The organism is Chitinophaga alhagiae, from assembly GCF_003568665.1.
GTDB classification, from domain to species: domain Bacteria; phylum Bacteroidota; class Bacteroidia; order Chitinophagales; family Chitinophagaceae; genus Chitinophaga; species Chitinophaga alhagiae.
Genome location: NZ_QXMH01000004.1, coordinates 221,067 through 234,852, shown reverse-complemented (window position 1 = coordinate 234,852; position 13,786 = coordinate 221,067). Strand labels below are relative to the sequence as shown.

The window sequence follows — 13,786 nt, the reverse complement described above, 5'->3', positions numbered from 1 at the left end:
GTTAATTCAAAGTTCAGGCCCGGTTATGACAGCCCTATGTCAGCAGCATTTAAAAATTATTTAGTAGATTTATTTTATGATGAGAACAGCTATTTTATCCGCCTGTGTACTGGCGGGGGCATTGATTTCCTGCAATTCCGCCCCCTCCAAAAAGGAGCGTGACTCCGCCGTTACCAACCCCGAGCTGACCAATACCAGCGCCACGTGTTATATGAAAACGGTAGGGAAAGATACTTTTCTGCTGCAGGTGCTGGTGGAAGATGACAAGGTAGACGGCGTGCTGGACTATGATTTTTTCGAGAAAGACAAAAGCAGCGGCATCCTTGACGGGAAGCTGAACGACAATATACTTCGCGCCACCTACAGCTTTCATGCGGAGGGCACCCAAAGCACACGCCAGGTAGTGTTCAAGCTAATGGGAGACCAGGCCTATGAGGCCATTGCAGACAGTATGGACACGCAGGGCAACCCGGTGTTCAACGGTAAGGACGAGTTATTGAAATTTGATCCTGCGCCTTATAAAAAACAGGCTTGCCAGTAAGGTTACAACTGGCAGTTGGTGTGATAATCTACCAGCTGGATGGGCGTTTTCTCCATCTCAAACCCTTCATACGCCCGTAATACTTCATCCAGTACGGCATTGATCTCTTCGGGGTCATTGAGCGTAACCAGCCGGCTGCGGAACTCCTTGATGCCGGGCAGGCCTTTCAGGTAATTCAGGTAGTGGCGCCGCATGGCGTAAATGCCCGCAATAGGGCCTTTCCATTGCAGGGACTTGCGCAGGTGCTGGCGGCAAACGGCCACGCGTTCAGCTACGGTGGGGGCGGGCAGTTCTTCTCCCGTTTGCAGGTAATGGCGTATTTCCCGGAATATCCAGGGGTAGCCAATGGCGGCGCGGCCTATCATGATGCCATCTACCCCGTAGCGGTGCTTATATTCCAGCGCTTTCTGCGGGCTGTCTATATCCCCGTTGCCAAAAATGGGGATGTGTATGCGCGGGTTGTTTTTCACTTTGGCGATCAGGGCCCAGTCTGCCTCTCCCTTGTACATCTGGCAGCGGGTACGGCCGTGTATGGTAAGGGCTTTCACACCCACATCCTGCAGGCGCTCCGCTACTTCTTCTATGTTTTTGGTAGCATCGTCCCAACCCAGGCGGGTTTTGACGGTAACCGGCAGGTGGGTTGACTTCACGCAGGCGTCTGTGAGCCGCACCATCAGCGGAACGTCTTTCAATACGCCGGAGCCGGCGCCTTTGGCCACAATGCCTTTTACGGGGCAGCCGAAGTTGATGTCCAGTAGCTCGGGCTGGGTAACGTCTACTATTTTGGCGGCCAGGGCCATGCGTTCCTCGTCCCCGCCAAAGATCTGTATGCCGGTGGGTCTTTCTTCATCGAAAATATCCAGCTTGCGGCGGCATTTGATGGCGTCGCGGATGAGGCCTTCGCTGGAAATAAATTCCGTATACACCAGGTCTGCCCCGTTGGCCTTGCACACCACGCGGAAGGGAGGGTCGCTCACATCTTCCATGGGCGCCAGCAGCAACGGGAAATCCGGCAGCGTTATATGATCGATCTTTACCATTTGCGGCTGCAAAAATACGCTAAAAAATAAAGCAGGATGCCCGTTTTGGCGGACACCCTGCATTTTTGGGGTTAAGGGGCGGGTTATTTCGCCCAGATGGCACTGAAACGGCCATTATTATCGTAGTTCTGCACCTTGATGAGGCGGAGGCCTTCCGCGCTGAACTGGTTGAATTTGGCCTGGTAGCCGGAAGCCGTCATGCCGTAATAGGCGGCGTAATTGCTCTTCTTCGGCCGCCACACACCACCTACGGTACTGCCGTTCACGTTGATGCTGCGCAGCTCCCAGTTTTTATACAGCTCATCGAACTTCTTGTCAAAATCAGCGCCCTTCATGCCGTAGTAGAGGTAAAAGCCATTGTCGTTCGGTTTGTTCACGAACACAGCGGCGTGGTAGCGCTTGCCGTTCACGGTATAGTCTACATGCTCCTGTATATGCCATTTTTTGTTCACCACGTAGTCTTTCCAGAGCGCGTCAAAATTGGCATCGTTCCGGTTATGGATGGAAACGGCGGTTTGCCCGGCGGGTTTCTTTTCCCAGATGGCGGAAAACCGCGGGTTGCCGCTGCCGTCTTTGGTAACAGAGATCTGGCGGGGGCGGTAGCCCTGCTGATCGTACGAGTTGAAAAATTGCTGGTAAGTGGTGCCGGTCATATAGAACCGGGCGTACCATGCGCCGGACAGTCCCCACTGAAAGGAGCCGGCCGCGTAAAGGTTGCCGCCGCTGCGGTCTACGCTTACGGTTTGCAGGGCCATGCCCATGCCGGTGTAGTAGCTCCAGAATTTGTTCACAAGGTCAAGCGGCACGTTGTGGAAGCTGGGATAGAAGGGGGCAAACAGCCGCGCGTACGGCGTGGCGGCCTCCAGGTCGTAGCAGTCTACCCCGGCGTGATTGTAGGAGCCGTAAGGGTCTACACGCACCCATTCCGTAGTGTGGCCCGGGCGCGTGTCTTTTACCCTTACTTCAAAGTGCAGGTGTACGTTAAAGGAGCGGGTATCTGGGTTTTTGAGCGTGCCGTTGTCGTTCAGTATAACGCCAATGCCGCCCGAGCCGGTGTTGCCGGCATACGCCAGGAACTGGCCGGCTTTCACCATGTCGTTCACCTTTACCGCAATTTTCTGGCTGTTGGTGCCCCAGCATAGCTGGCTGGTGGTACCGTTGGTGGCAAAGGTCTTGTATTTTCCGCTGGTGGCTTTGGCCTTGGAACGGTCATGATCGTAGCCATTGCGCAAGTGCAGGTAGGTGCTCCGGTATTTATAGCCATCCGGGGCGGTATGTTCTACGGTCACAATGTTGCCGCCGCCGTCTGACCATTTCACGTCTATCACCTTCCCGGGCGCAATGGCATATACGCCAAAGGTAGGGTCTTCTCCGGCAGCCACGGAGGTTTTGCCGTAATCTATGGCGCGGTGCGCGTCTTTGTTGCCGTCATTATCATTGTCCCAGCTGTAATAGAATCCCTGCCATATGCCGGTGCTGCTGTTCTTGTACGGAAGGTACAGCGGCATGTGCGCTTTCACGGAGCCGTACACCGGCTCCAGGTCTGCCTCCACCACGGGGGCGGCGCAAAAAGCGCCGCGCATCAGTTTGGCTACGCCGGGCGCATCTGCCTCTGTGAACACCAGTTGCTGCACGGGCTGCATGCTGCGGGTGGCGGCTATTTTTTTCAGCGGCCCGGTTTTTGGGCGGTTGGTGGCGTCATCGCCGTCGGGGCCTTGGGGCAGCGCCATGGTGGGTTTTTTCACGCGCTGGTAAAGCACTTCCTGTGCATTCTCTTCTTCCTGCGGAATGTTCTGGGCATACGCACCGGCACAGCAGAGCGCTGTGGCCATGGCTAGATACAAGCATTTCATAAAAACTCTTTTGTGGGTGTTAACAATTTCAATTGGGCCGCAAACTAGGCCCATTTGCCGAAAGGGAAAAGCTATAACTGGCAACTGGCGGGGCTGGGGGCATAACTGGCGGAAAAAACCTTACAGGCTGCGGTACGGCTGATCGTTGCGGCCGCGCTCAAAGGGATACAATTGTTGCACTGCATCCGATTGCAGTATGGTTTTGGTATGGACCTCCACGGCGGAAAGCGGGCCGGTGAAAGCAGCGCCCGTATCTACGTTCCATACGTTGGCGCAATGCATGGGCCGGAAGATGTTGTAGTTGACGGTGGGCGTGTGGCCTATGAAGATCTCGCGGAAAGCCCTGAGCCGCCGCGGGTAGAAGAGGGAGCTTTGCGGCAGGTCTTTGTCTATGCTGAGGGCCATTTCCCAAAGGGTGCGGTCCCACCAGAAATTGCTGCGGTCACGTTCCCGGGAGGGGCCGTGGAGCGACGAAAAACCGGCATGCACGTACAGCCTGTTATTTTCGTCTTCATAATAGGAGCGCAGTTTGTTAAAGAAATGAAGGTGTGCCTTCTGCTGTTGGCCGGAAACAGCCTCATAGCTGTCTACCGTAGATTGCCCGCCGTGAAAGAGCCAGGTAGGGTCTGCTTCCTGGCCGTTCAGCCAGGCCTCACACCAAACGTCGTGGTTGCCGCGCAGGAAAACGCAGGCATATTGTTCCCCAAATTCCAGCAGCCGGGAGATCACCTGTGCGGATTGAGACCAGCCGTCCACATAGTCTCCCATGAATATAAAACGGTCCCCCTTCCGGGGCGCTATTTTTTCTACCAGTTGCTCCAGCGCTTTCAAAGCGCCGTGTATGTCCCCGATCACGAAGGTCCTCATGTTGGATATGATTTAGCGAAGATGCGTAAGCCGCGAATAGATCACCGCGTCCCAGAAGCGGCCCATCAGGAACGCACTTTCCCGCAGATGCGCCTCTTTTACAAAACCGCATTTTTCCAGCAGCCTGGCGGAAGGGGTGTTGCCGGGGTCTATCACGGCTTCTATGGAGTGCAGCCGCATGGTGTTGAAACCGTAATCCGTTACCATGTTGAGCGCTTCCTTCATCAGGCCTTTGCCCTGCTGCGCCGGGTGGAGCAGGTAACCTGTTTCCGCACGTAAATGTTCTTTTCTGATGTTGAAAAAACCGATAGTGCCTATCAGTGCTGGTTGGCCCCGCAGTGTAATAGCCCAGTGTACGCCTTCGTTATCGGCCACCATCTGATTGTATTGTGCTATCAGCGCCAGCACGTCCGCTTCTGTTTGCGCCAATGGGCGCGGAATGTACCGCATCACCGCCGGGCTGGAGCGAAGCGCCAGCAGGTGGGCCGCATCTGCCGGCTGCATTTGGCGCAGCAGCAGGCGGGGGGTACGCAGTTCGGGGAAGGGGGTGAATTGTACCGTCAGCATTTTGTGAAAATAAGATAATGCTCTCAGGTTTCTGCATTATTTTAGCGCGGTCAATTGTTGACGGCCGAAGGCCCTGGAAAAATGTTTGTATGAAAAAAGCTATTCTTCTCAGTTGTTTGATGGCAACGTACAGTATTGCCCTGTTTGCACAAAAAGAGCGCCCGCCCAACATCATTTTTATCTATGCGGACGATATGGGTGTGGGAGAGATCGGGGTGTATGGCCAGCAAAAGATCAAAACGCCGCACCTGGACCGGCTGGCCAGGGAAGGTATCCGTTTCACGAATTTTTATACCAGCACGCCAGTATGCGCGCCAGCGCGCTGCATGCTGCTCACGGGCCGTCATGGCGGGCATTCCTACATCCGCGGCAACTATGAGCTGGGTGGGTTCCCGGACTCGCTGGAGGGCGGGCAAATGCCCCTGCCTGAAGGTACCCTCACCGTAGGCAAAATGTTGCAGCAGGCGGGCTACCGCACGGCGGCCATCGGCAAGTGGGGGCTGGGTATGCATTATTCTACCGGCAACCCGCAGTTGCAGGGCTTCGATTATTTTTACGGCTATCTTGACCAGAAACAGGCGCATAATTTTTATCCCAGCCATCTTTGGGAAAACGGGCGGTGGGACAGCCTGAACAACCCGCCCATGAACGTTCACCGGCGGCTGGAGCCGGCTACGGCAAAAGAAGAGGACTTTGCATATTTCAAAGGCAGGGAATATGCCATAGACGCCATGACGGGCAAGGCCCTCCGCTTTATGCAGCAGCAGGGCAACCAGCCTTTTTTCCTCTACCTGCCCTACACCATCCCGCACGTATCCCTGCAAGCCCCGGATGCGGCCGTGCAGCAGTATATAGGGCAGTTTGACGAAAAACCCTATTACGGGCAGCAAGGGTACGCCGCCGCCAAACATCCCCTTAGCACCTACGCGGCCATGATCACTTACCTGGACGCGCAGGTAGGCATTATTATGGAGCAGGTCAAAAAAATGGGACTGGACAAGCATACGGTGATCATGTTTTCGAGCGATAACGGCGCCACCTTCAACGGCGGTGTGGACGCCCGCTTCTTCAACAGCGTAAGCGGCCTCCGCGGTCTGAAAATGGACCTGTATGAAGGCGGCATCCGCGAGCCGTTCATTGCCCGCTGGCCGGGCGCCATCCCCGCCGGGCGCAGCTCCGCGCTGCTGTCTGTGCAGTACGATATGATGGCCACTTTTGCGGCCATAGCCGGCATACCCGCGCCGGCTAACGACGGTATTTCGCTGCTGCCGGAAATGACGGGCAACAAACAGCAGCAGGCCCATCGCCCATACATCTATTTTGAATACCCTGAAAAGGGCGGGCAGGTGGCTATCCGCATGGGGCCGTGGAAGGGCATTAAAACCGGGCTGAAGGCCAACCGGCAAAGCCCGTGGCAATTGTACAACCTGGAGCAGGACCCGGCTGAAGAAAAAGACCTGGCGGCACAGCACCCGCAACTGCTGCGGGAGTTTGACGCCATTGTGAAAAAAGAGCACCGGCCCGCGCATATCAAGGAATGGGAGTTCCTTGACCCGAAGCTGTCTGTGGCCAATAAGCAGTAGCAGCGGGCATTAGGGGATGCGGTTACGTTCACGGATGCACGCAGCGGCAGGTAAAATAACATAGATCCCTGTTGAAAAATCACTATCTTGGGATTTTCACTCCACGTCATTGTTATGAGAAAAGCATTTGTATTCTTTTTGTTACTGGCACAGGCTTCGTTTGCACAGCAACAGGCCGATGTGATCATCTACGGCGGCACGTCTGCCGCTATTACTGCCGCCGTTCAGGTGAAGCAGATGGGAAAATCTGTTATTGTGGTGTCTCCGGATACGCATCTGGGCGGCCTTTCTTCCGGCGGGCTGGGTTTTACTGATACGGGTGACAAATCAGTGATCGGCGGGCTGGCACGGGAATTTTACCACCGCGTTTACCTGCATTACCAAACCCCGGAAGCCTGGAAATGGCAAAAACATTCAGAGTATGGCAACAAGGGCCAGGGCACGCCTGCCATGGACGGTTCAGAGCGCACCATGTGGATCTTTGAGCCGCATGTGGCCGAAAAGGTGTTTGAAGATTTTGTGAAAGAGCACAACATCACCGTGCTGCGCAACGAGTGGCTGGACCGGAAGAAAGGCGTGGCCAAAAAGAACGGCGCCATTGTGTCTTTCACCACGCTCAGCGGCAAAACTTTCAAAGGTAAAATGTTCATAGACGCCACGTATGAAGGAGACCTGATGGCCGCCGCAGGCGTAAAATACCATGTAGGCCGCGAAGCCAACAGCGTGTATGGCGAAGCGTTCAATGGTGTGCAGACGGGCGTGTTCCACCACCGTCATCACTTTACTATGAAAATAAGCCCCTACAAGGTGCCCGGTGATCCGAAGAGCGGCCTGCTGCCGCGGATATCAGACAAAGACCCCGGCATCAAGGGAGCGGGAGACAGCCGCATACAGGCCTACTGTTTCCGGATGTGTCTGAGCAACAACCCCGATAACCGCATTCCCTTCCCCAAACCCGAAGGGTACGACCCCGCGCAATACGAGTTGCTGCTGCGCGTGTTTAACAGCGGCTGGCGCGAAACTTTTGATAAATACGATCCCATTCCCAACCGTAAAACAGATACCAACAACCACGGCCCGTTCAGTACAGACAACATCGGCATGAACTATGATTACCCCGAAGCCTCTTACGAACGCCGCAGGGAGATCATCAGGGAGCATGAGCAGTACCAGAAAGGCCTGATGTACTTTATGGCCAATGACCCGCGCATGCCGGCAGACGTGCAGCAGAAAATAAAACAATGGGGCCTGCCTAAAGACGAGTTCACAGACAACGGCGGCTGGCCGCACCAGCTCTACATCCGCGAAGCCCGCCGCATGATAGGGCAGGAGGTGATGACGGAGCATGAGACCCTTAGCAAAAAGCCAGTGCTGCAACCCATCGGCATGGGTTCTTACACCCTGGATGCCCACCATGCGCAACGCTATGTAACGCCGGAAGGGTATGTGCAGAACGAAGGGGACATAGGGGTACATGCCAAAATACCATACAAGATCTCTTACGGCTCCATTATTCCCAAAAAAGCAGAATGCCGCAACCTGCTGGTGCCCGTTTGCGTATCCAGCTCACATATCGCGTTCGGTTCCATCCGCATGGAGCCGGTGTTCATGATACTGGGCCAGAGCGCCGCCACGGCCGCCGTGCAGGCTATTAACAACAAACAGGCCGTGCAAGACATTGACTACAGGAAATTACAAGCGCAATTGCTGAAAGACAAACAGCGGTTGAGCAAACCATAATAGTGAACAATAACCTTGCTGCGGGCTGCGGCCCGTAGCTTCAACCCAAAAAGAGCACATGAGAATTTTAGCAGCACTGCTGTTGCTGGCCATGCCCGCGTGGGCGCAGCAACAGCGCAAACCGAACATTATTTTTATATTTTCGGACGATCATGCCTTTCAGGCCATCAGTGCCTATGGCGGCAAACTTGCGCAAACCCCCAATATTGACCGCATTGCCCGGGAGGGCGCGCTCTTCCGCAACGCGCTGGTCACCAACTCCATTTGCGGCCCCAGCCGCGCTACGTTGCTTACCGGGAAATACAGCCACAAGAACGGTTATACGCTTAACGAAAAGAAGTTTGACGTAACGCAGCTGCTGTTCTCCCGCGTATTGCAGCAGCATCAATACCAGACCGCGTGGATAGGCAAGTGGCACCTGGGCAGCATGCCGCAGGGCTTTGACTACTGGCGCATACTGCCGGGGCAGGGGCATTACTACAATCCTGACTTTATTGAGATAGGAGAAAAACGGGAGCGCGTGCCCGGTTATGTTACCAACCTGGTAACGGACTTTTCTATTGACTGGCTGGAGCATAGGGACACATCCAAACCCTTTATGCTGGTGGTAGGCCACAAGGCCACCCACCGAGAGTGGCTGCCAGACTTGCCGGACCTGGGAGCTTATGATGCCGTGAATTTCCCGCTGCCACCTACTTTCCGGGACAACTACGCCAACCGCCCCGCCGCGCAGAACCAGGACATGACCATAGAAAAGACCATGCGCCTGAAAGAAGACCTGAAGGTGCATGCGGATTATGACAAGAACAACATCTATAACCGCTTTACGCCCGAAGAGAAAAAGGTATTCCAGGCTTATTATGAAGGCCGCGTGAGCAAGGAGTTTGATGAAAAACAACTGAGCGGCCCCGCACTGACGGAATGGAAATACCAGCGCTACCTGAAAGATTACCTGTCTACCGCCAACGCCCTTGACCGCAACATTGGCCGCCTGCTCGGCTACCTGGACAAAAGCGGCCTGGCCGCCAACACTGTGGTGGTGTATGCTTCAGACCAGGGCTTCTACCTCGGTGAACACGGCTGGTTCGACAAGCGGTTCATTTATGAAGAATCCCTCAAAACGCCTTTTGTGATCCGTTACCCCGGCGTGATCAAACCCGGTACCGTGGTAAACGAGCTGATGACGAACATAGACTGGGCGCCCACGATGCTGGACATTGCCGGCGTGCCCGCACAGCCGGAAATGCAGGGTACTTCCTTTATGCCGCTGGTGAAGCAGAACGGCAATAAAAAAGGCTGGCGCAAAGGCGCTTATTACCATTATTACGAGTTCCCCCAGCCGCATCATGTATACCCGCATTTTGGGCTGCGTACCAGCCGTTACACCCTGGTGCGGTTTTACGGACAAACCGATACCTGGGAATTGTTTGACCTGCAGAAAGACCCGCAGCAGGTGAAAAATCTATATGGCCAAAAAGGGTATGAAAAAATTACCGCTGAACTGAAGCAGCAGCTGGGCCAGCTCATCCGGCAGTATGAAGATGATGAGGCCGCAAAGATCATGCAGCAGGGTTGATACACTGGCGCAACACCGGGAAAATAAAAAAGAAGCTGCCTCAAAAATTACTTTTGAGGCAGCTTCTTTTTTATTGCATGTATCGTTATAACTTGACGGTTTTACCTGTACGGGCGGATGTTTTGGCCGCTTCCAGTATCCTTACCACCATTACGTTATTAGACAGTTCGTACAAGCCGCCCGCCGGCACGGTTATTTTTCCCCGCACTACATCGTGCAGGTACCGGAAAGGATCTTCATAAACCGGGATGTCTGCCGCAGTGACCTGCCTCCTGGCGGCCGCCATTTTTTCATTGTTGCGCAGCAGCAAGGTGTTTTTATCCGGTGCAAACACAAACCCCTTGTCCCCGTATACTTCCATGTCTTTTCTCGAGAACGGCCAGTTCCAGCTGGCCTGGATAATGCATTGCGCATGGCCGTAGTCTACAACTATGGTGGCGTCATCATCCACCTTGGGGTACACCTGCGGTTTGAACTGCCGGGTAATGGCGGTAACGGAAAGGGGTTTGCGGCCCTGCATGAGGTGTGTCATGAGGTTGGCGCCGTAACAGCCAAAGTCTACCAGTGCGCCGCCGCCATTGCCTGCGGGGTCTGTCAGCCAGGCCAGGAACTCGGGGCTGCAGCCTATTTCTTTAGGGCCCTGGTGCCCGTCATGTATCACCACTTTGCGGATGTTGCCGGCATACCCGCTGTCCAGGCAAAGCTGAAAGGTTTTGGCTACGGACGGGTACCAGCTGGTTTCGTAGTTGGTAAGCAGGTGAATGCCGTGTTGGCGGGCCAGTTTTTCCATTTTCAGGGCATGCTCCAGGCTTACCGCCAGCGGCTTTTCTACCATCACGTGTATGCCGCGCGGGGCGCAGGCTTCCACCACCTGCAGGTGACTGAACACGGAACCAAAGCCTAGCACTGCCTCCGGTTTTACGGCATCCAGCATGGTGGGCAACTGGTGGTAGAGTAGTTGCTCGGAGAAACCGTAACGTTTGGCGTAGCTTTTAGCCAGCGCGGTATCCGGCTCGTAAATGCCGCAAAGTTCAATATCGCCTTTATCAGCTCTGCCCAGTATCCAGCCCACATGCCCGTGGGTGATACCGGCAACGGCTACACGTAATTTCTGTGCCCGGGTAACCAGGGAGACCTGTAACAGGAAGAAAAGAAGGAATATGGTACGCATGCTTAAATATACGGTGTTCACGCATAAATAGGGCCCGTTTCGTAGCTTTGGAAGATGCAACAACCACCTGATCCCAAAAAAATAGCCGCGCAGCTCAAATGCCCGGCCGGTGAAGACGGCCTTGTTACCGCGCAGCGGATGAACGAGAACAATGCCGGCATCATCCGCCAAACCCTGCAACGGCTGCAGCCCGCGGCCAACAACCGCATACTGGAAATAGGCCCCGGCAACGCCTCGCACCTGCCGCAATTGCTGGCTATGGCGGAAGGGCTGCAGTACCAGGGCATAGATATTTCCGATACCATGGTAGAACAGGCCCGCACGCTGAACGCCGCGCATGCGGTGCAGGCGGTTTTCCAGAAGGGAGACGGCGTTACATTGCCGTTTACACCAGCCAGTTTTGGCCGCATTTTCACCGTCAATACCTTTTACTTCTGGCCGCAGCCTTCGCAGCAACTGGCGGAGATCAAAAGGGTGCTGCAACCCGGCGGCCGCTTTATACTTTCCATGGGCAGCAAGCGCTTTATGGCCAACCTGCCCTTCACCCAGTATGAATTTACCCTTTACAATGAGCCGGAGGTAGAGGCTTTGCTGAAGGAGCAGGGATTTACGGTGCAGCAAACGGAGTTCTACTTCGAGCCCGGCCCGGAAGGCATGCAGAAGGAGTTCATGATCTTTACCGTAACGTATTCGGGATGATGATAGCCCGGCGGTTTTCGGGTTATTTGACCAGGTACCGTTTTTTGAAGGCCGTAGGGTTTTCCCCGTTCAACTTCCTGAACACCTTGTTGAAATAGGAAAGCTGGTCAAAGCCTGTACTGAAGCAGGCTTCGCCCACCGTTTTATCTTGCAGCAGCAGGTTCCTGGCCTGGTTGATGCGGCAGTGGTTCACAAAATCAGTAAAAGTGAGGCCGGTCTGTTTCTTGAAATAGCGGCAAAAGGCGGCGGTGGTCATGTGTACCTGGGCGGCAATGTGGTTCACATCAGGCTTCAGGTGGTAGTGTGTGTCTACATAGTCGTAGATCACGGCCATGCGGTCTTTGTCCCGGTCTTTCTGCTGCCGGTTGTAACTGTTCACCTCATTGTTCAGCCGCACCACGTCCTTGCTGGTAGCCATTAGCTGAAAAATTTCAAGCAGGCTGAGGAGCTGCGCGAAATGTTCCATACCGGCCATTTTTTTCAGCTTTTCCGCCACCAGGCGCTTGGTTTCCCCGCTGAAGCAAAGCCCGTACCGCGCCTGCCGGAACAGCTCCTTCACGGCGGCCAGCTCCGGCGCCTCCAGGAAGCGGGCGCCCAGGAAGTCTTCCCGCAGCTGCACCACTATCTGGTTGATCTCGTGGCCCAGGCCATAGTCGAAGTTAAGATGAGGCACGTCCGGCCCTATGAAGATCAGGTCATTGTCCTCATAAGTGCTCAGGTGCTGGCCTACATGCCGGGTGCCGGAACCGCCCTCCACGTACACAATTTCATACTCCGGGTGAAAGTGCCAGTAGAAGTTCTTCTTGAAACAGGAGGTCTTGAACCGGAAAGATTTCCCGGTATCTGGTGTGATCTCTTCCAGCTCTATTTTGGTCATGTCTTGTCAATATTACCCGAAATTACATCTTTTTAACATCAATACAGTACAAATACTGGTCATTACAGGCGTAGGTAGAGGTATGGGCTTGAAATAATTTTGCATCATGCATTTTGCTTATTCATTACCGGTCCGGGCTACCCGGGTGTACCGTATTGCACTGAGTATCTTTTTCTTTGTTCAGGGACTTGTATTTGCCAGTTGGGCCAGCCGCATCCCGGATATCAAAACCAACCTGGGCCTGAGTGACGCCGCGCTGGGTGGCCTGCTGCTGGCACTGCCGGCGGGGCAACTGGCGGGCATGGGGCTTTCCGGCTACCTGGTGGCCCGTTTCGGCAGCCGCATCATTATGCTCATATCCGGCTTCCTGTACCCCGGCGCACTGCTGTTGCTGGGCGCGGCGCCTTCTGTGCTAATGCTGGCCGGTTCGCTGGTGATATTCGGCCTTTGCGCCAACCTCATGAACATTGCCGCCAATACCCAGGCGGTAGGCGTTGAAATGCTGTACCGCCGCAGCATACTGGCCAGCTTTCACGGCCTCTGGAGCCTGGCGGGCTTTACCGGCGGCCTGGTGGGCGGCCTCATGGTAGCGCAGCAACAAACCCCCTTTGTACATTATTGCATCATTTTCAGCGTGTCTGTTATGCTGGCAGTGGCGGCCGGGCGTTACCTGCTGCCGCGGGACGTGTCCAAAAAAGACAAGGCCGCCCGCATTTTTGTAAAGCCTGATAAAAATATTGTAGTGCTGGGCCTCATCACCTTTGCGTGCATGATCTGCGAGGGCACGATGTTTGACTGGAGCGGCGTATACTTTGAGCAGGTGGTGCATGCGCCGGTAACCTGGAGCCGCCTGGGTTTCATTGCTTTTATGAGCACCATGGCCGGCGGCCGGTTTGTGGCAGACCATTTCATTACCCGCTTCGGCACCCGCCGCATTTTGCAGTTCAGCGGGCTGGTGATACTCACAGGCCTTTTGCTGGCGGTCATTTTCCCTTACCTGGTAACCAGCACCATCGGCTTTCTGCTGGTGGGCATGGGCGTGGCCGCGGTGGTACCCATGTCTTACAGCCTGGCCGGGCGCTCCAAAACCATACAGCCCGGCGTGGCGCTGGCCATGGTATCTTCCATCGGCTTCCTGGGCTTTCTGCTGGGGCCGCCGCTGATCGGTTTTGTGGCCGAAGGGTACGGGCTCCGCTGGTCTTTTACCCTTATTGCCGTACTGGGCCTGGGCACCACATTATTGGCAGGCAGTTTAAAACAGCAGGAGTAATT

Annotated in this window: 12 protein-coding genes; 6 read left to right on the top strand and 6 right to left on the bottom strand. The window is 55.0% G+C overall.

The features are described 5' to 3' along the window. Positions 1-76 precede the first annotated feature (76 nt). Positions 77-541 (top strand): hypothetical protein, encoded by a 465-nt coding sequence (locus D3A97_RS20205; protein ID WP_157986653.1) that lies wholly within the window; start codon positions 77-79, stop codon positions 539-541. A 2-nt stretch (positions 542-543) separates the two neighbouring features. Here D3A97_RS20205 and dusB read toward each other — a convergent pair whose 3' ends face one another. From dusB to D3A97_RS20185, 4 genes are all read right to left on the bottom strand, one after another. Continuing rightward, a complete protein-coding gene (gene dusB, locus D3A97_RS20200) occupies positions 544-1,581 on the bottom strand; it encodes a tRNA dihydrouridine synthase DusB (RefSeq protein WP_119080362.1) in 1,038 nt (345 codons plus the stop codon). 83 nt (positions 1,582-1,664) lie between these two features. After that, positions 1,665-3,434, bottom strand: coding sequence for a hypothetical protein (locus D3A97_RS20195; RefSeq protein ID WP_198674096.1), 1,770 nt, complete (start codon positions 3,432-3,434; stop codon positions 1,665-1,667). A 120-nt stretch (positions 3,435-3,554) separates the two neighbouring features. After that, positions 3,555-4,301 (bottom strand): metallophosphoesterase family protein, encoded by a 747-nt coding sequence (locus D3A97_RS20190; RefSeq protein ID WP_119080360.1) that lies wholly within the window; start codon positions 4,299-4,301, stop codon positions 3,555-3,557. A 12-nt stretch (positions 4,302-4,313) separates the two neighbouring features. Further along, positions 4,314-4,868 carry a GNAT family N-acetyltransferase gene (locus D3A97_RS20185; protein WP_119080359.1) on the bottom strand — a complete coding sequence of 185 codons (555 nt, stop codon included), beginning with the start codon at positions 4,866-4,868 and terminating at the stop codon, positions 4,314-4,316. Positions 4,869-4,957: 89 nt separating this feature from the next. Here D3A97_RS20185 and D3A97_RS20180 point away from each other — a divergent pair, with 89 nt between their 5' ends. The 3 genes from D3A97_RS20180 to D3A97_RS20170 all read left to right on the top strand — a co-directional run bounded on the left by D3A97_RS20180 (position 4,958) and on the right by D3A97_RS20170 (position 9,767). Beyond that, on the top strand, positions 4,958-6,451 hold the full coding sequence (locus D3A97_RS20180) for an arylsulfatase (protein WP_119080358.1): 1,494 nt from the start codon (positions 4,958-4,960) through the stop codon (positions 6,449-6,451). A 114-nt stretch (positions 6,452-6,565) separates the two neighbouring features. Next, positions 6,566-8,191 carry an FAD-dependent oxidoreductase gene (locus D3A97_RS20175; protein WP_119080357.1) on the top strand — a complete coding sequence of 542 codons (1,626 nt, stop codon included), beginning with the start codon at positions 6,566-6,568 and terminating at the stop codon, positions 8,189-8,191. Positions 8,192-8,249: 58 nt separating this feature from the next. After that, complete coding sequence (locus D3A97_RS20170) at positions 8,250-9,767, top strand: sulfatase family protein (protein WP_119080356.1); 1,518 nt, start codon at positions 8,250-8,252, stop codon at positions 9,765-9,767. A gap of 85 nt (positions 9,768-9,852) precedes the next feature. Here D3A97_RS20170 and D3A97_RS20165 read toward each other — a convergent pair whose 3' ends face one another. Continuing rightward, positions 9,853-10,938, bottom strand: a complete 1,086-nt coding sequence (locus tag D3A97_RS20165; RefSeq protein ID WP_119080355.1) for a Gfo/Idh/MocA family protein — start codon at positions 10,936-10,938, stop codon at positions 9,853-9,855. 54 nt (positions 10,939-10,992) lie between these two features. On the opposite strand from D3A97_RS20165, the gene D3A97_RS20160 reads away from it, so the two are divergent. Next, on the top strand, positions 10,993-11,637 hold the full coding sequence (locus D3A97_RS20160; RefSeq protein WP_119080354.1) for a class I SAM-dependent methyltransferase: 645 nt from the start codon (positions 10,993-10,995) through the stop codon (positions 11,635-11,637). A 22-nt stretch (positions 11,638-11,659) separates the two neighbouring features. Here D3A97_RS20160 and D3A97_RS20155 read toward each other — a convergent pair whose 3' ends face one another. After that, positions 11,660-12,514: an AraC family transcriptional regulator gene (locus tag D3A97_RS20155; protein ID WP_119080353.1), complete on the bottom strand. Its 855-nt coding sequence runs from the start codon at positions 12,512-12,514 to the stop codon at positions 11,660-11,662. Positions 12,515-12,620: 106 nt separating this feature from the next. Here D3A97_RS20155 and D3A97_RS20150 point away from each other — a divergent pair, with 106 nt between their 5' ends. Continuing rightward, positions 12,621-13,784 (top strand): MFS transporter, encoded by a 1,164-nt coding sequence (locus tag D3A97_RS20150; RefSeq protein ID WP_119080352.1) that lies wholly within the window; start codon positions 12,621-12,623, stop codon positions 13,782-13,784. Positions 13,785-13,786 lie beyond the last annotated feature (2 nt).